Annotated in this window: 18 protein-coding genes and 1 pseudogene; 12 read left to right on the top strand and 7 right to left on the bottom strand. The window is 69.1% G+C overall.

Going from position 1 to position 15,719, the window contains the following annotated elements; translation table 11 throughout:
• Positions 1 to 180 precede the first annotated feature (180 nt).
• The 7 genes from BLW57_RS39300 (at position 181) to pqqE (ending at position 5,711) form a co-directional block, all read left to right on the top strand.
• Positions 181 to 642: an MSMEG_3727 family PQQ-associated protein gene (locus BLW57_RS39300; protein ID WP_093480390.1), complete on the top strand. Its 462-nt coding sequence runs from the start codon at positions 181 to 183 to the stop codon at positions 640 to 642.
• A gap of 22 nt (positions 643 to 664) precedes the next feature.
• Positions 665 to 2,374, top strand: a complete 1,710-nt coding sequence (locus tag BLW57_RS39295; RefSeq protein WP_093480389.1) for a PQQ-dependent dehydrogenase, methanol/ethanol family — start codon at positions 665 to 667, stop codon at positions 2,372 to 2,374.
• A gap of 47 nt (positions 2,375 to 2,421) precedes the next feature.
• Positions 2,422 to 2,553 carry a pyrroloquinoline quinone precursor peptide PqqA gene (gene pqqA / locus BLW57_RS39290; RefSeq protein WP_093480388.1) on the top strand — a complete coding sequence of 44 codons (132 nt, stop codon included), beginning with the start codon at positions 2,422 to 2,424 and terminating at the stop codon, positions 2,551 to 2,553.
• 109 nt (positions 2,554 to 2,662) lie between these two features.
• Complete coding sequence (pqqB, locus tag BLW57_RS39285) at positions 2,663 to 3,550, top strand: pyrroloquinoline quinone biosynthesis protein PqqB (protein WP_093480387.1); 888 nt, start codon at positions 2,663 to 2,665, stop codon at positions 3,548 to 3,550.
• Between the two features lie 4 nt (positions 3,551 to 3,554).
• Complete coding sequence (gene pqqC, locus BLW57_RS39280; protein ID WP_093480386.1) at positions 3,555 to 4,253, top strand: pyrroloquinoline-quinone synthase PqqC; 699 nt, start codon at positions 3,555 to 3,557, stop codon at positions 4,251 to 4,253.
• A gap of 86 nt (positions 4,254 to 4,339) precedes the next feature.
• Positions 4,340 to 4,585, top strand: coding sequence for a pyrroloquinoline quinone biosynthesis peptide chaperone PqqD (gene pqqD / locus BLW57_RS39275; protein ID WP_256339768.1), 246 nt, complete (start codon positions 4,340 to 4,342; stop codon positions 4,583 to 4,585).
• A complete protein-coding gene (pqqE, locus tag BLW57_RS39270) occupies positions 4,578 to 5,711 on the top strand; it encodes a pyrroloquinoline quinone biosynthesis protein PqqE (protein WP_093480384.1) in 1,134 nt (377 codons plus the stop codon). Before pqqD ends, pqqE begins: the two co-directional genes overlap by 8 nt.
• 72 nt (positions 5,712 to 5,783) lie before the next feature.
• On the opposite strand, the gene BLW57_RS39265 is transcribed toward pqqE, so the two are convergent.
• The 4 genes and pseudogenes from BLW57_RS39265 to BLW57_RS39250 all read right to left on the bottom strand — a co-directional run bounded on the left by BLW57_RS39265 (position 5,784) and on the right by BLW57_RS39250 (position 7,884).
• Positions 5,784 to 6,323, bottom strand: coding sequence for a manganese efflux pump MntP (locus BLW57_RS39265; RefSeq protein WP_093480383.1), 540 nt, complete (start codon positions 6,321 to 6,323; stop codon positions 5,784 to 5,786).
• 307 nt (positions 6,324 to 6,630) lie between these two features.
• Positions 6,631 to 7,011 (bottom strand): hypothetical protein, encoded by a 381-nt coding sequence (locus BLW57_RS39260; protein WP_093480382.1) that lies wholly within the window; start codon positions 7,009 to 7,011, stop codon positions 6,631 to 6,633.
• 275 nt (positions 7,012 to 7,286) lie between these two features.
• Positions 7,287 to 7,488 (bottom strand): annotated as a pseudogene (locus BLW57_RS39255) (sigma factor); the annotation flags it as partial.
• 105 nt (positions 7,489 to 7,593) lie between these two features.
• Complete coding sequence (locus BLW57_RS39250; RefSeq protein ID WP_101376904.1) at positions 7,594 to 7,884, bottom strand: STAS domain-containing protein; 291 nt, start codon at positions 7,882 to 7,884, stop codon at positions 7,594 to 7,596.
• Positions 7,885 to 8,144: 260 nt separating this feature from the next.
• Between BLW57_RS39250 and BLW57_RS39245 the strand changes: the two genes are divergently transcribed.
• The 3 genes from BLW57_RS39245 to BLW57_RS39235 are packed head-to-tail and all read left to right on the top strand — an operon-like array spanning position 8,145 to position 11,277.
• Entirely contained in the window at positions 8,145 to 9,812 is a 1,668-nt protein-coding gene (locus BLW57_RS39245; RefSeq protein WP_371127839.1) for a PP2C family protein-serine/threonine phosphatase, read from the top strand.
• Positions 9,809 to 10,885, top strand: a complete 1,077-nt coding sequence (locus BLW57_RS39240; RefSeq protein ID WP_093480379.1) for a cobalamin B12-binding domain-containing protein — start codon at positions 9,809 to 9,811, stop codon at positions 10,883 to 10,885. Before BLW57_RS39245 ends, BLW57_RS39240 begins: the two co-directional genes overlap by 4 nt.
• Positions 10,882 to 11,277 carry an STAS domain-containing protein gene (locus tag BLW57_RS39235; protein WP_093480378.1) on the top strand — a complete coding sequence of 132 codons (396 nt, stop codon included), beginning with the start codon at positions 10,882 to 10,884 and terminating at the stop codon, positions 11,275 to 11,277. The genes BLW57_RS39240 and BLW57_RS39235 overlap by 4 nt, the downstream gene beginning before the upstream one ends.
• Before the next feature lie 245 nt (positions 11,278 to 11,522).
• Here the strand turns inward: BLW57_RS39235 and BLW57_RS39230 are convergent, their stop codons facing one another.
• Positions 11,523 to 12,113, bottom strand: a complete 591-nt coding sequence (locus BLW57_RS39230; protein ID WP_093480377.1) for a hypothetical protein — start codon at positions 12,111 to 12,113, stop codon at positions 11,523 to 11,525.
• 81 nt (positions 12,114 to 12,194) lie between these two features.
• Positions 12,195 to 12,929 carry a TetR/AcrR family transcriptional regulator gene (locus BLW57_RS39225; RefSeq protein WP_093480376.1) on the bottom strand — a complete coding sequence of 245 codons (735 nt, stop codon included), beginning with the start codon at positions 12,927 to 12,929 and terminating at the stop codon, positions 12,195 to 12,197.
• Positions 12,930 to 13,029: 100 nt separating this feature from the next.
• On the opposite strand from BLW57_RS39225, the gene BLW57_RS39220 reads away from it, so the two are divergent.
• Positions 13,030 to 14,115 carry an alpha/beta fold hydrolase gene (locus BLW57_RS39220; RefSeq protein WP_093480375.1) on the top strand — a complete coding sequence of 362 codons (1,086 nt, stop codon included), beginning with the start codon at positions 13,030 to 13,032 and terminating at the stop codon, positions 14,113 to 14,115.
• Between the two features lie 162 nt (positions 14,116 to 14,277).
• Positions 14,278 to 14,775: a cupin domain-containing protein gene (locus BLW57_RS39215; protein WP_093480374.1), complete on the top strand. Its 498-nt coding sequence runs from the start codon at positions 14,278 to 14,280 to the stop codon at positions 14,773 to 14,775.
• 679 nt (positions 14,776 to 15,454) lie between these two features.
• Here the strand turns inward: BLW57_RS39215 and BLW57_RS39210 are convergent.
• Positions 15,455 to 15,655, bottom strand: coding sequence for a hypothetical protein (locus tag BLW57_RS39210; protein ID WP_093480373.1), 201 nt, complete (start codon positions 15,653 to 15,655; stop codon positions 15,455 to 15,457).
• Between the last annotated feature and the right edge of the window lie 64 nt (positions 15,656 to 15,719).

The following is a 15,719-nucleotide window of genomic DNA, read 5'->3' as shown; positions in this document are numbered from 1 at the left end:
AGCGTACTTTTTGAGTACAAATTTCCCACCCTTCTCGGTCCGATTCATTCGGCGTAGCGGGCTTGCAATTCGGAGGGAATATTCCTGCCGAGTGATTACGCCCGGTCAGCGAGGTGACTCCGTCAGCGCGACTTATGCGAATTGGACGCAGAGATTCGGGATGAGGGGAGTGAAGCCCTTATGACGAACGCGCAGGAGCGAGCCGACCTGCTGGACAAGATCGGGTTGGCCGCGCAGAACAAAGCAGCGCTGGGGCAAGTGCTGGGAACCGGAAGCATCGGGCAGGCCACCGAGAAATCGGATGGCCACATGGAGGCCACCATTCGCATCCACCCGGATGAGCTGACCTTTGATCCCTCCATTCTGGTCATGCCTCACGGAGGCGATATCGAGCTGGAGCTCGTCAACGACGACCAGAACACGCACTGCGCGCTCCTGCCGAGCAATGGCGACCGGAAGTTCATCTGGTTGGTGAACCATTCGCACGGACACGCGCACCTCAACCTCGACGGGCCGGGCTACTACTGGTACGCCTCGCCCACCGGCAACGACGAGGGGCGGGGGCTGACCGGGGCCATCGTCGTCCTGGGGGACGCTCCGCCAGAGGCTCGCCTCGACCGTCCCGAACAGCCGCGGCCGTAGGAACAAGTAGGAGGTGGAGGAAATGACCGTCGACTACGCCGACTACGTCGACGCAGGTGAGGCTGTCGATCAGGGAGCCCTGAGCGGCAAAGTCGCGGGCGGGGAGGTCGCGCCGCCGGTAGTGGCCGGCGTCGACTACGAACGCATACTCAACGCCCGCGAGGAACCCCAGAACTGGCTTACCTACTACGGCGCCTACAACGGGCAGCGGTACAGCCCGCTGGATCAGATCAACACGGAGAACGTCAAGCGCATGGTCCCCGCTTGGGTCTTCCAGGCCGGCACGACCGGCCTGATCGCGGGCGCGTCGACCTATTCGTTCGAGGCAACCCCGATCGTCGTCGACGGGGTCATGTTCCTCTCCGGCTGGGACGGCTGGGTCTGGGCCCTTGACGCGAAGACGGGTGTGGAGATCTGGCGGTACAAGCATGCGGTCCCCTTCGACGTGTCCTTGTGCTGCGGGAACGTGAACCGCGGGGTCGCCGTGGCTCAGGGGAAGGTCTTCTTCGTCACGGCGAACGCCCGTGTGCTCGCGCTCGACGCCACCACCGGCAAGCGGGTCTGGGACAAGACCTACGGAGACGTCCGAGCCGGGGAGAGCGCCACGGTCGCCCCGCTGATCGTGAAGAACATGGTCATCGTGGGAAGTTCTGGCGGTGAGTTCGGCGTGCGCGGCCACCTCGACGCGTTCGACCTCGAGACCGGCGAGCACCAATGGCGCAGCTACACCGTGCCGAAGCCCGGGGAACCCGGCTCGGAGACCTGGCCCGCCGACGGCGAGGCCTGGGCACGGGGCGGGGCGAACTGCTGGGTCACCGGCACCTTCGACCCGGAGACGAACCTCCTGTACGTCGGCACCGGCAACCCGGCGCCCGACTTCGACGGAGGTGTCCGCGAGGGCGACAACCTCTTCACGGACAGCATCATCGCCGTCGACGTGGACAGCGGTCAGATCCGCTGGCACTACCAGTGCACTCCGCACGACTTGTGGGACTACGACAGCATCGCCGAGTGCATCCTGTTCGAGCACGACGGGCGCAAACTGCTCGGGCACTTCGACAAGAACGGCTACTTCTTCGTACTCGATCGGACGAACGGCGAGAGAGTACAGATCACCCCGTTCGTGGACCGGATCACCTGGGGGGCGATCACGAGGGACGGCCAGGTGACGGCCAAGCTGTACCCGGACAAGGAGGGAGAACCGGTCCACTTCTACCCCGGTCCGGCCGGCGCCAAGGAATGGACCCATGCGGCCTACAGCCCGAAGACCCAGCTCTTCTACGTCCCGGTCCAGGACACCGGCGCCACGGCCACGCGGCGACGCCGGGAGTTCAAGGAGAGCATTCCGTACTGGGGTGCGGGCGTTCAGGTGGACATCGAGGACATGGCAGGGTCCATCAGCGCGTTCGACGCAGGCGGTGAGGAGAAGTGGCGCTGGCGCAACGAACTCCCGATGTGCGCCTCGGTGCTGGCCACCGGCGGCGACCTGGTGTTCGCCGGTGAAGCCTCCGGGGAGTTCAACGCGCTCGACGCCCGCACCGGCGAGCTGTTGTGGCAGTTCCAGTGCGGAAGCGGCCACCACAGCAGCCCGAGCACCTACATGGTGGACGACAGGCAGTACATCGCCGTGCCGGTCGGTTGGGGCGGTTGGGCCGAGGGATTCCTCCCCGGCATGCTCGGCGCGGGGCACGGAAGCGCCCTGCTCGTCTTCGCCCTCCCTGAATCGTCGTAGCGCATGACCGGAGCCTGCCGCAGTCCGGGCAGAGAGGAGGTGAATCCATGGAATCTCAGCTCACCGTGTGGGAGACCGCCGAGACGGAATCTCAACTCGCCGCGTGGGAGACGCCCGAGTTCGACGAGATCGCCGTCGCGGCCGAGGTGACCATGTACCTCGATCGGTTGGAGGAGTAGCGGATCCGGGGCGGCGCCTGACCTGGTCCGGCGCCCCCGGACAGCCCGGCACGGCCGCGGACGGCCGTGCCGGCCACGGACCCGGATCTTCGGCGAACGGAGTGCTGGCGTGTTGCTGCGCGTACTGGGCTCGGCAGCGGGCGGCGGCTCCCCGCAATGGAACTGCAGCTGCCCGGTGTGCGCCGCGGTCCGCTCCCGGGCCGGCCTCGCGCGCACCCAGTCGTCGGTCGCGGTCAGCGCCGACCGGCGCCGGTGGTTCCTCATCAACGCCTCACCCGACGTCCGCACCCAGATCGAGGCCTTCCCCGCCCTGCACCCGCGCGGCGACCGGACAACGCCGCTGGAGGCGGCGCTGCTCACCGACGCCGAGCTGGACCACACGCTCGGCCTGCTTTTGTTGCGCGAGGCCCGCGCCCTGCGGCTGTACACCACACCGGCCACGCGCAAGACACTGCGTGACGGCTCGGGAATTCTGCGCACGCTCGAGCGCTACTGCCCGGTCGAGTGGCGTGCAGCGACCCCCGGCGCCGACCTCGCCTTGGCGGACGGGCTGTCCTGCCGGGTTTTCGACGTACCCACCACCAAACGCGCCCGGTTCGGAGCCGGGGTCGACCATGGTCGCGTCGTGGGCTACCGGCTGACCGACCAGAGCAGCGGGGGAACGCTGGTGTACCTGCCCGGAGTGCAATCGCTGACGCCGGCGCTGCGTGTGGAGATCGAGGACTGCACATGCCTGTTGATCGACGGGACCTGCTGGCGCGACAACGAACTCGTCCGACTCGGCCTGTCCGGCAAGACGTCCCGGGAGATGGGCCACCTGCCCATGGACGGCCCGAACGGCAGCCTGGCGCAACTCCCCTCGCTGGGCGCGGGACGGACGATCTTCGTGCACATGAACAACACCAACCCCATCCTCCTGGAGGACACACCCGAACGGCGTACCGTGGAGGAGAGCGGCATGGAAGTGGCCATGGACGGCCTCGAGGTCCAGGTGTAGAGCCGTGACGACAACAACCACGCGAACCGGCGCCGACGACTTCGTCGAGACGCTGCGGGCCCACTCGCGGCAATACCACGACCAGCACCCGTTCCACGTCCGGATGAACGCCGGCAGGCTCAGCCGCCGGCAGATCCGTGGCTGGGTCGCCAACCGCTTCTACTACCAGGAGAACATCCCCCGCAAAGACGCCGCGATCCTCTCCAACTGCCCCGACCTCGATGTCCGCCGCCGCTGGATCCGACGGATCATCGACCACGACGGTACCGCCGACGGCGAGGGCGGCATCGAGGCATGGCTCCGACTCGGCGAGGCCACGGGGCTGACCCGCGAGGAGGTCCGCGACCACCGGCACCTGGTACCCGCTGCGCGGTTCGCCGTCGACGCCTACGTGAACTTCACCCGGACCCGCCCGTGGGTAGAGGCAGTGGCGTCCTCGCTCACGGAGCTGTTCGCGCCCGACCTGATGGCGGCGCGGCTGCAGGCATTCGAACGCTGGTACCCGTGGATCGACCCCGAGGGCCTTGCCTACTTCCGCTCCCGCCTGGAGCAGGCCCCCCGCGACTGTGAACACGCCCTCCAGGTGGTCACCGCGCACTGCCTCTCCGCCGAGTCCCAGGCGCGTGCCGTCGACGCGCTGTCGTTCAAGTGCGACGTCCTGTGGAGCCTGATGGACGCCATCGACCAGGCCTACCCGGAGTGACCATGGACCCGACCCACACCGGAACGACCCAGACCGGTACCAGTAGCCGACCCGCCGTCGGAGTATCGGCCGTTGACCGGCCCCGGTTGGCGCGCCACGTCCGGCTGACCTTCTGCCGGACCAGGAGGCGCCGGATTCTGCTGCACCCCGAGACGGTGGTGGTACTGAACGGCAGCGGCGCGGCTGTCATCGAGTTGTGCGACGGGCGGCACACCGTGGCCGAGATCGTCACCGAGCTGGGCGCGCGCTATGAGACCGTCTCCGAGGACGAGGTGCGACAGTTCTTGACCCGGCTCGTCTCCCGGCGCTGGCTGGAGCTCACCGATGGATAGCCCGTTCGGATTGCTCGCCGAGCTCACCTACCGGTGCCCGCTTGCCTGCCCGTACTGCTCCAACCCGCTGAACATGGCCGGTTACCAGGACGAGCTGACCACCGACGAGTGGCGGCGCGTGCTGACCGAGGCAAACGACCTGGGCGTCCTCCAGTGCCACCTGTCGGGAGGGGAACCACTGCTGCGACGCGACCTCGTGGAGATCGTGGCGCACGCCCACGACCAGGGCCTCTACACCAACCTCGTGACCAGCGCCCTCGGGCTCTCGCGATCGAGGGCCGAGGAGCTACGGGCCGCCGGCCTGGACCACGTGCAGATCAGCATCCAGGCCGACGAGCCGACCGTATCCGACCGGATCGCCGGCACCCCCTCCTTCCAACGCAAGATCGAGGCGATGGGCATCGTCAAAGAACTGGGCTGGCCGCTCACCATGAACGTGGTGCTGCACCGGCACAACATCGACCGCGTCGCCGACGTGCTCCGACTGGCCGAGGAGGTGGGCGCCGACCGGCTGGAGCTGGCCAACACCCAGTACTACGGATGGGCCTGGCGAAACCGTGACGCGCTGCTGCCGAGCCGGGCCCAGCTCGAGGCGGCCGAAGTCGTCGTGCGGGCGGCACGCGAGCGGCTGCGGGACCGCATGGACGTCATCTACGTCATCCCCGACTACTACAGCCGCTTCCCCAAGCCCTGCATGGGCGGCTGGGCCTCCCGGCAACTGACCGTAACGCCGAACGGCGACGTCCTGCCCTGTCCGGCCGCCCAGCCCCTGCCGCTGCCGCGGGCCAGCGTGCGGGACGACCCGCTGGAGCGGATCTGGGCCGAGTCCCCGATAATGACCGCGTTCCGGGGGACCGACTGGATGCCGGAGCCCTGCCGGAGCTGCTACCGGCGGGAGTTGGACTTCGGTGGGTGCCGCTGCCAGGCGTTCCTGCTCACCGGTGACGCCGCCCGCACCGACCCGGTCTGCTACCTGTCACCCGACCACGACATCGTCGTCCGGGCGGTCGAGGCCGCCAACGCCGACTCGCGGGCCGACGATCCTCCGCTGATCCCCCGCCCGCACCGACCCGGCCTGCCATCTGTCACCCGTCCACATGGTCGGCAAGGCGATCGAGGGCGCTGACGCTGACTCGCAAGTCGGCGACCTTCCGTTGCCCCCCTTGCCCGCAGGCCTGCCGCCTCGCGGCGGAGCGGGTCAGTTGCCGAACCACAACGGCAGCGCCGCAGCGGCGATGATCAAGGTGACTCCGCTCAGCAGGTCCGAGCGGATCCGGATGAGGCGCGCCGCGGCCCGCCCGAGCTGCAGACCGACCAGCGACAACACTGCCGTCATCGTGCCGAAGGTGGCGGCCGAGAACCACGGCGAGAGACCAAGAACTCCCAGGCTCGCCCCGGCGAACAAATTGTCCAGGCTCAGCGTCAACGGAATGCCGAACAACGCCCACGGGTGGTCCAACTCCTCCGGCTCCGGGTTCCGAAGGGACGAGATGACGAGGTAGAGACCGTACCCGCCGAGCGCGGCCGCGCCCACCACATCGGCGACGTCCCCTACGGATTCCCCGATCTGGTGACCGATCAACAGCCCGACCAAGGGCATGACGGCGTCCCATAGTCCGAAGGTCAGCGCGACCTGCATCGCGCGCTTCAACCCGAATGGGACCATACCGAGCGCGATCGATACTCGGAAATTGTCGAGACTGAGTACGAAACCCAGGACCAGCATTTCCCAGATCATGGCGACGCCGCTGCCCGATGACGACCGGCGTCGGCGAAAGCGACTCTACCTCGGCTCACCTCCATCATGTTCCCAGGCTATCTCAGCCGGTTCGACCGATAAACCGAGGAGGGAATCGACGCTACTCGCCCGACGACGACCAGCGCTTACAAAGACTCACTGTTGGAGCCTGCACGCCTCATTAGCCGAGTGCGATGAGCACGCCGAATAGGAGAACCGGACGCTGGACGCTTTCTTGGCGGCCGGGCCAAGGTTCGCGGTGTTACCCGAGTAGGTAAGGGCGTCCAGGACGGCGGCCGGTTCGCGGCTATCCGACAGCGCCCCGGCCGCGCACCGGAGGAGACCTGAGTCCCGGGCCGCGTCCGCCGAGATCCGCCGCGCGGACAGCGCCTCCGCGACCAAGGGCGAGCCGCATCCAGGATCGCGGCGTGATGCGCCGCTCCCCGTGGTAGATCACCCGGGCACCGACATCGGCGAAGTAGGCGCGGACCGCGCGGTGCGCCGCCTGCCGACTCTCGACCCGGGCCGCCTCGCGCCGCTTGGCCCCCTGGCCCAGGCCGAACCGGCTGAGCAGCCGCCCGCCCATGTACGCAAGCGAATCCAGGCGGCACGGTGTGGCGACGACCGTGCCGCCGTCGCTTGCACCCTGGTGCCGGAACCCCGGGCAGACGAGCCTGTAGCCGCGCATGAACTCCCATCGCTCGGTTACCCACCCTGCAATGGGGTTGAGAACACAGCCCCAGGGCTCCTCGGGCCGTCGCGTCCGAGGAGCTCCCAGACTCTCACCGACGCCCTTGCGCGCAGATTTTGCGTGAACTGCCCGCCGGCCCGCTCCTATCCCACGCACCACAGCCCGCATAGCTTCGCGGCATCGCGACCCAGGTCGCCCGGCCGCGCCGCAGGCAGCCGGGCAGGCCCGTCGGCGTAGCCGACGCACTCGAAGTGCAGATGCACCAGATACTCCGCCCGCAGCACTTCACCGGCGCGGGCGAGTTGGACGCGGGCCTCCTGCAGTCGGCGCGGCACATGCACGGCCCAGGTGGTGTCGCGGAAGATCCGCTTGATCTCGCCCACGAGGCAGGGGACGGCGAACGAGGTGAACTCGACCCTCTCGGGTCAGCTCGAACCGGTCGATGGCCTTGATCAGACCGATCGTGCCGACGCCCGCAGTCTGGTTGCGGAGTCGGGCCTCATGCGGCCGTCGGCTGGATGAGCTGGCGTCGTCAGCCGCCGCCGGGGTGGCCCGGAGTGGCGGTGCGGGGTGTGACGGTCATGACTGTGTCCAGGCCGAGCCGCAGGAGCAGAGTGCGGACGGGGCTTGGACTTCAATCACCCTCAGCGTGCCGCCGTGCGGTTCCAGGCGTGAGTACCAGGTGATGAGCAGGGTGATGCCGGTGTCGTCCATACGGTGGGTGTCGTGCGCGTCCAGGGTGTGGTGCCGACAGCCCTCATCGATGATGCGGTCGCCCACTGCCCGCAGCCCGGGTGTCGAACAGAGGTCGACGTCTTCCGACAGCCGCGCGGTGACGTGGTCGCCTGTGCGTGCAGTGACGTGCAGCACAAAGGTCCTCCACCTCGCCGAAGCGAACATCTCAGCGATGGTCCGCTGGTATGGGTGACCAGGTTGGCTTCGGAATGCCCCTGCTGCGCCCACTGTTCCGGTGTTGGCCGTAACGCTAAGTTTGTGCGCCAGATGTGATGGCCCTATGAGGGTTCTCGGGGCGGCTTGCATCGGTGGGGTGAGTACGGGACGGTTGCCGGACGACATCTATTTTCCGGAAGAGGAAGGTGGTGAGGTACGCACGATGCGTGCCTCCGCTTGTGAGTGCTTCCCGCGGTTCGCCCGCCCGCCCGCGCAGCGCCGACGACAAAGTCGGTGCCACGTGGGGTAATGCCCCCTATCCCGTGCTGGTCATCGACCAACATGGCGGCCTCGTACACCTCAACGAGGCCGCCTCGGCCCTCCTTCCAGACGCGATACACGGCGCTGCGCTGCGCGAGGCAGCACCTTCCTGGCTGACCGACGCACACCAGTGCGTCGTCGACGGACTGCGCGACGGCGACGCCGGCCCTCTGGCCGGGCACATCGGCGATCGCTTCTTCGAAGCGCATCCCACCGCCTCCACCGACGGTGACGTGGTGTGGTGGCTGGTCGACTACACGGATCGCCGCCTGGCCGAAACCGCCCTGCGAGGTGCGCAGGAACGATCCGCGATTCTCTCCGAGGCCTCGTCGACGCTGCTGTCGACATTGAACGTGCCACGCTGCATGGAGGTGGCCGCTTCCATGGCCGCGGAACATCTCTCCGAGGCCGCCGTCCTCGTGGCTCCCGCCCAGGGGCGGCGTTACCCCCTCACCTACGCCCGCCGGGGCGGACCGGTCACCCAGACCACTCACCAGATCGACCCGAGCAGCGTGCCCGGCCTGACCGAGGCCCTGCAGGGCTTCCCCCCGGTGCCCGCCCGTTGGATAGACCCCCGCGCGATTCCCGACTGGGTCATCCCGGAGGGATTCGCCGGGCCGGTCGGCTCCGTGATCGTCGCCCCTCTGCCCGGACACGGCGTGCCCGCCGGCGTCCTCATCCTCCTGCGCTCCAGCACCGAGCAGGTGTTCACCGAAGGCGAGGAGGTCTTCGCCCGGCTCTTCGCCGCCCGGGCCGGCGCCGCATTGTCGGCCGCCCGCCTCTACGCCGAACAGGCCGTCATCACCACGACGTTGATGCAGGAGCTGCTGCCGCCCAGCCTGAGCCGGGTGCACGGCGTCGACTACGCCGGCAGCTATCGTGCGGCCAAGGACCATGAACGGGTAGGCGGTGATTTCTACGACGTCCACCCCGGCAGCGCTCCCTCCGAGGAGACCGTCGTCGTTCTCGGCGACGTCGCGGGAAAGGGCCTGGACGCAGCCGTGCTGACCGGCAAGATCCGCAACACCCTGCACGCCCTGCTCCCCCTGGCCGACGACCACCAGCGCCTCCTCGACCTGCTCAACGGCGCCCTGCTCACCTCCCACCACACCCGCTTCGCCACACTCGTCCTGGCCTCGGTACGCCGCCGCGCAGGCAAGGCTCATCTGCGGCTGACCAGCGCCGGGCATCTGCCGCCGCTCATCGTCCGCGCCGACGGGACCGTGGAAGAGGTACCCACTCGGGGCACATTGGTCGGTGCCCTGCCGCACGTGTCCGCCCGGACTGTGACGGCGGTGCTGAACCCGGGCGAGACGTGCCTGCTGTACACCGACGGCATCACCGAGGCCCGCGGCGGCCCGCTGGGCGATGAACTGTTCGAAGAGCAGCGACTGAGGCGGGCTCTGGCCGGGTGCGCGGGGATGCCCGCTGAAGCGGTGGTGGAACGGGTTCAGATGCTGGCCGCTCAGTGGCTGGGAGCGGGCCGGCACGACGACATGGCCGTCGTCGCGATCAGTGCGCCCAGGACAGGCACCCTGTCCGTGGTCGACGGGCGTGCCGGCACAAGCGAAGGGACTAACGGGTGATACCGGCGAAGGTGCAGGACCTGCTGTGGGAGGCGGTGGCCGAAGGGGATGAGTACCTCGCCGTCGAGGTCCTGCGCGACGCGCGGGCAGACGGCCTCGGCGACGAGGCTCTCCTCCTCGACGTCATCGCCCTGGTCCAGGAGAAGGTCGGCACCGAGTGGGCCGCCGACCGCATCACCGTCGCCCAGGAGCACGCGGCCACCGCCATCAACGAACGCGCCATGGCCGTCCTTTCCCACCGCAGCCCCGATCGCCCGCGCGCCGCTTCGCGGCGCGGCCGGGTGACGGTGAGCTGCGTGGACGGCGAGTGGCACACCTTTCCTGCCCGGCTGCTCGGCGAGACGCTGCGGTTGCGTGGCTGGCAGGTCGACTATCTGGGCGCCCAGACACCCAGCCCGCACCTGATCGCTCACCTGCACCAGACCAACGCGGACGCGGTCCTGTTGTCGGGATCGATCTCAACCCGTTTGCCCGCCGCCCATGCGGCCATCACCGCCTGCCAGGCCATAGGCGTACCTGTCATGGCCGGTGGGCGCGCCTTCGGCTTCGACGGCCGCTACGCCCGCTGTCTGGGCACCGATCAGTGGGCGGCCGACGCCCGGGGCGCGGCCACCGCTCTGGAAGCGGGCATCTCCCGGCCCCGCGCGACCGCCGTCCGTCAGGTCGTCGACGACCTGCCGCACCTGGCCGACCAGGAATACACCCTGGTCGTCCGGACGCGTTCCCAGCTGGTCAAGCAGACCCTCGTCGACCTCGAGAACCGCTTCCCCGCGATGCGCTCCTACACGGATGCCCAGCGCGAGCACACCGCCGAGGACCTCGCCCACATAGTCGACTTCCTCGCCACCGCCCTCTACGTCAACGATGCGGAGATATTCAGCAGCTTTCTGACGTGGACAGCGGGAATCCTCGAAGCGCGCAACGTGCCCGCCCACTCCCTCATCACCGGGCTCGGCCTCCTCGCGGAGCAGCTTCGCGACTTCCCGCGCGCCCTGGCGCTCATCCAGCAGGGCACAACCGCGCTGACCGAGCACGTCACCCGCCCCGCTCCCGGCCCCACCACACACGCATGAGCAACCTGCCCTCCACCGAATTCACCGCCACCGTGCACTGCGCACCGCCCGTCCTGACCGTGCGGCTCACAGGCGACCTCGACTACGACACCAGCGACGAATTGCTCGACGCGGTAACCACCCAGCTCACCCACGATCTTGCGCTGCGCGACGTGCATCTCGATTTCGGGGAGCTGACCGCCATCGACTCCTCAGGCCTCTCCGCCCTGCTGATGATCCACCGCCGCACCAGCACCACCGGTGCCACCCTCCACCTGGACTGCCGGCCGGGCTTCCTCGACCGCATGCTCCACATCACCAATGTCCTGGACCACCTCACCACCCCCGCAGCCAACCCGCCCACGCAGCACAGCCGCAACGACGGTGACTACACCGAAATCGGCGTCCCCTGACCAGAAAAGGGGCTGGCAGCAGGCGGGTACAAGCCACACGACAGCCTCCTGTGCACGGCGCGACACCCCGTCGAGAGGCAGGCCCGTGGGCGGCCGGGATGTTCCGCCGCGCTCTGGGCAGGCGCACGGCAGCCCACCCCACTTGTCCACCGCCGACAGTCCGCCATTCGCCCGCCATCCCCTTCTCCAGCGGCATCAGGCGCTGGTAGGTGCAGCTGCACCGCCGCCTTCGCGCACACACCCCCTTACCGCCGCGCAGCCTGCCCCAGGCGGTGGAGGACCTGGCCCGCCCGAGCTTGCAGGTACGCGGCGATGTGTTCGGCCCGCTCCCGGCTGATGACGGCCGCGGGCAGGTGTCCGGCGCGGCGCCGGCGGGGAGCTCCGGCAGGCCCGTGGCGAAGAACCCCATATGCCGGTGCTGCTGGCAGCGGACGTTGGCTGAGGAGCAGCTCGGCCGCGGCGCCGTCCCACGGGCCGACGGTGGGCAGCGGCGACAGGGCGCTGTAGGAGAAGTGCATGCGGCTGGACAGGGTGTCGGAGCCGGTCCGTGCGACCACGGGCCGAGTGTCGCGGATGCGGCCCGGAGGCAGCGGCTTGTGCGGGTCGTCGACTGCGTGCTCCACGAAGTCGGCCACGAAGTCCTGCAGGGGCTCCATGCCGCGGATGATTCCGCCGTACAGCGGGGCAACGACACCACGGAGTCGGCGGGGCCGTTCGTCGACGCGACAGGTCAGGCCCCGCATCCTGACACGGATCCCCCTGTCGAAGGCGTGCGCGAAGACGAACTCCCCGCCCTCGTCGACGGGCGCAGCGAGAACGTGCGCAGGGGTGGGCATCGGCAGATCTCCTCATCGGCGGCGGAACAGGCGCGGCTGAGGACCCGGGTGGGGGGTGGCGGCAGGTGTCGGCCCCGCCGTTCAGGGGTGGTCGATCAGGTGGGCGATGCCGTCGAGGATCCGGTCGAGGCCGAAGTCGAGTGGGTCGCCGCCGTGGGGGTCGAAGGCGCCGGCGGCGATGGCCGCGGCGAGCGCGGGGAAACGGTGTCCGTGGCGCTCCAGTACTTCGCCGGCGAGCCGGTTCCACTCCTCGCTGCCTTCCTCGTCCGCGTGGACGAGCTGCTGGGCGAGGCTGCGGATGTGGCCGATGATCAGCAGGACGGTGTCGTGCTGCTGAGCGGCCGTGAGCCCGGCCGGGGCGAGGGCGTCCAGCGCAGCGTCGAGCCAAGCGAGCTGGTTGGGACCCATGAGCTGTCGGCGCATGGCGGTGGCGGTCAGGATCCAGGGGTGGCGGCGGTAGAGCGCCCAGCACTGACGGGCCCACTCGGTGAGCCCTGCGCGCCAGCCGTGCGCCTCGGCGACGGCCTCGGAGGGGACGCCGAGGGCGGAGTCGACCATCAGGTCGGTCAGTTCGGCCTTGCCGGGGAAGTACCGGTACAGCGCCATGGTGGTGACGCCCAGGTCGGCGGCGACGCGCTGCATGGAGACCGCGTCCAGGCTTTCCGCGTCGGCGATCGCGATGGCACCGGCGACGATGCGATCGGCGGTCAGCGAGGGCTTCGGGCCGCGCCGCGGCTGCTCCTGCTCTCCCCACAGCAGCGCCAGGCTCGCCTTCGGGTCGCGCTTCTTCTCCCTGCTCGCCTTGCTCACAGCCATGCCCTCCTCGGTCTGTTCGGGCTGATGATTGACGCTCCGCCGTAACTGTGTATAACATACACTCAATTGCGTATTCGATACACAGTTTCGGGGAGTAACCGTGATCAGCGCCGTTCTCATCGCATCCGCCACCGCTCTCGCCGCGCCCGTCGCCGGGACCCTCGGCCACCGCCGGCTCAAGCAGGCCGCGGGCGCACGGCTGATGCGGATCGACACGCCCAGCGGCATCGACGAGCAGGGGTTCGTGCGCATCGGGGGAATCGAGCAGTGGATCTCGGTCCGCGGCGAGGCCCACGACAACCCGGTCGTGCTGGAGATCCATGGTGGACCCGGCGCCTCCAACGCCATCTACGGACCGCGGACCCGAGTCTGGGAGAAGCACTTCACCATCGTCCGCTGGGACATGCGCGGCACCGGAAAGACCCTTCGCCGCTCCGGAGCCGACCGCCAGGGCGAGCTGAGCTTCGCCCGGATGTACGAGGACGCCGTCGAGGTCACCCACCACGTGCGCGCCAGGCTGGGCGTCGACCGGGTCGTCCTGGTGGCCAACTCCTTCGGCAGCACCTTCGGACTGCGCCTGGCCCGCCAATACCCCGACCTGTACTCCGCCTACGTCGGCACCGACCAGAACATCCACGACGCCGGCCGCGACGACACCGCCCACCGCGCGCTGCTCGGCCGGCTGCACACCGCCGGCAAGCGCAAGGAACTCGCCGCCCTCGAGGAGGCGGGCGCCGACACGCGGACCTGGACCGCCGAGCAGTTCGGCGCCTACGCCAAGATCGCGGCCACCAGCGACCCACTGACCTTCTCCACCATCAAGTCCGTGGTCATGAAGTCGCTCTGGTTCTCCCCGTTGCACTCGCTCGCCGAGCTCGGCGCCCTCGGCAAGGGCATGAGACTCTCCGAGCAGGTCCTCCCCGCCACTGCCGGCTTCGACGACTGGGCCGACGGCACTGCCTTCGACATGCCGTTCTTCATCTTCCAGGGCGACCGGGACGTCCTCACCCCCACCGAGCGGGCCAAGCGGTTCTTCGACGACGTGCAGGCCCCGCACAAGGAGTTCGCGCTGATCGAGGACGCGAGCCACTTCGCGTCCTTCCGCCACCCCGAGCAGTTCCTGCGCCTCATGCTGACCAAGGTCCGTCCCCTGGTTGCGAACCAGGAGCAGGTCGCGGCCACGTGAGGGAGCCCATTCCGACGGCCAGGGCCCCTCCGGCATCGGCCAATTGACCCATGATTACTCATCAGAAATGAACCAGTTCATGGGTCTTTTCCCGTCATAGAGTTGTGAACACAAGGCCGGGAGGGAACACCGGAACGGCCGCTGACCAGGGGAGATACCACCATGAGCACCAACACGCTGAAGCCCGTCCTGACCCGTGCCGGCGAGGCGGAGACGACCAGTGACCCGAGCAGCACGATGACGCTGCTGGCCGACTGCGGCACCGACGGCAGCCCGATCACCAGCTACCGTTCGACGTTCGCGAAGGGCGCGGTCGGGGCCCCGGCGCACTTCCACACGCGGGCCTCGGAGCTGTTCTTCGTGATAGGCGGCGCGCTCCAGGTCTTGGTGGACGACGAGGTGACGACGCTGAACGAGGGCGACTTCCTGCTTGTCCCGCCGCACACCCCGCACGCCTTCGCCGCGGCCCCCGGCTCCACGGCCGACGTGCTGTTCACCTTCACGCCCGGCATGCCGCGCTTCGACTACCTGCGCCTGCTCGGCCGCGTCATGCGCGGCGAGGCGAGCCCCCAGGAGATCAAGGACTCCTCCGAGCTGTACGACAACCACTACGTCGACAGCCCGCTCTGGCGCGCCACCCTGGAGGCGGCGGCCGAGTAGACCCGGCTCCGCGACCAAGACCCCGACGCCGCCGACCGTCCGCTCACCTCCTGCTTGCTCCGCTGAAAGCAGCGCGCACGAACTGTCCACCTCACCGCTGCAGCGGCATTCCCCGAAGGCCCTGGTGCCCCTCGGTACCGGGGCCTTCGGCATGCCCACACCCCTTGAGGAGCTCCCCCATGGCCCGTCCTCGGTTAACCGACCCCGCGCTGCGGGCCGCCTACGACTGCCTGGCCGCTGCCGACACCGGCGCACCGGCCGACACCGCGGAAGCCATCGCCGCCCGCGAAGGGCTGTACGTGGCAGCCGCTCTGGCCGCCGTCCGCCGACGCACCGCCCGCTCCGCGACGCCCCGGCGGCGCGCCGCCCGCCGCGACGACCGTCGTTCGCTTCAGTCCCCGGCCTGCACCATGCTCAGCCGCAAGGCAGAGCACCTGCGCGGGCCTCATCGCCGTCCTCCCGGGCCTGCGCTCCCACTCCGAGCAATTCACCGAGCAGCTCCCGGCCGGGCCCTGCCCCGCGGGCGCGGAAGGTACACGTCCGGCGGGACGCAGACGGGCGCATCATCGCCGGTACCAGTGCTGGTTCCGGCGCCGGTGAGCAGGAGGAGCGGGGGCCGGGGAGCGGCGTGGTGGAGTCGGGTTACGCCATTCTCCGGGCACGGTCCGCTCCTCGCCGGTCACCCGAGGATGTCGGCAAGGGCCGTGGTGACGGCGGTGGCGAGGGTGAGCACGGCGGCGAAGGCGGTCGCCGCGCGTAGCAGGGCGGCGGGGTAGGTCGCGCCGTCGAGACGGGCGATCTTGCCAGCGACCGCCGCAGCAAGGAACGCGGCGATCAGTACGAAGGCGATGGTGAACAACACAGCGGCGAGATCGGACACTTCACGCTCCCAAGGGCGTCGGAATTGGACTCCTCGAAGGTCCCGGATTCGGTGTTTGGCATGG

The sequence above is a fragment of the Streptomyces sp. 1222.5 genome (assembly GCF_900105245.1).
GTDB classification, from domain to species: domain Bacteria; phylum Actinomycetota; class Actinomycetes; order Streptomycetales; family Streptomycetaceae; genus Streptomyces; species Streptomyces albidocamelliae.
Note: the sequence above shows the minus strand (reverse complement) of the source record. Positions and strands in the feature narration are given on the sequence as shown.

What these genes read in the sequence shown, in the direction of transcription:
- BLW57_RS39300 (WP_093480390.1), top strand. Translation starts at nt 181, where the DNA reads ATGACGAACGCGCAGGAGCGAGCCGACCTGCTGGACAAGATCGGGTTG.
- BLW57_RS39295 (WP_093480389.1), top strand. Translation starts at nt 665, where the DNA reads ATGACCGTCGACTACGCCGACTACGTCGACGCAGGTGAGGCTGTCGAT.
- pqqA (WP_093480388.1), top strand. Translation starts at nt 2,422, where the DNA reads ATGGAATCTCAGCTCACCGTGTGGGAGACCGCCGAGACGGAATCTCAA.
- pqqE (WP_093480384.1), top strand. Translation starts at nt 4,578, where the DNA reads ATGGATAGCCCGTTCGGATTGCTCGCCGAGCTCACCTACCGGTGCCCG.
- BLW57_RS39265 (WP_093480383.1), bottom strand. Translation starts at nt 6,323, where the DNA reads ATGATCTGGGAAATGCTGGTCCTGGGTTTCGTACTCAGTCTCGACAAT.
- BLW57_RS39260 (WP_093480382.1), bottom strand. Translation starts at nt 7,011, where the DNA reads ATGCGCGGCTACAGGCTCGTCTGCCCGGGGTTCCGGCACCAGGGTGCA.
- BLW57_RS39235 (WP_093480378.1), top strand. Translation starts at nt 10,882, where the DNA reads ATGAGCAACCTGCCCTCCACCGAATTCACCGCCACCGTGCACTGCGCA.
- BLW57_RS39230 (WP_093480377.1), bottom strand. Translation starts at nt 12,113, where the DNA reads ATGCCCACCCCTGCGCACGTTCTCGCTGCGCCCGTCGACGAGGGCGGG.
- BLW57_RS39225 (WP_093480376.1), bottom strand. Translation starts at nt 12,929, where the DNA reads ATGGCTGTGAGCAAGGCGAGCAGGGAGAAGAAGCGCGACCCGAAGGCG.
- BLW57_RS39215 (WP_093480374.1), top strand. Translation starts at nt 14,278, where the DNA reads ATGAGCACCAACACGCTGAAGCCCGTCCTGACCCGTGCCGGCGAGGCG.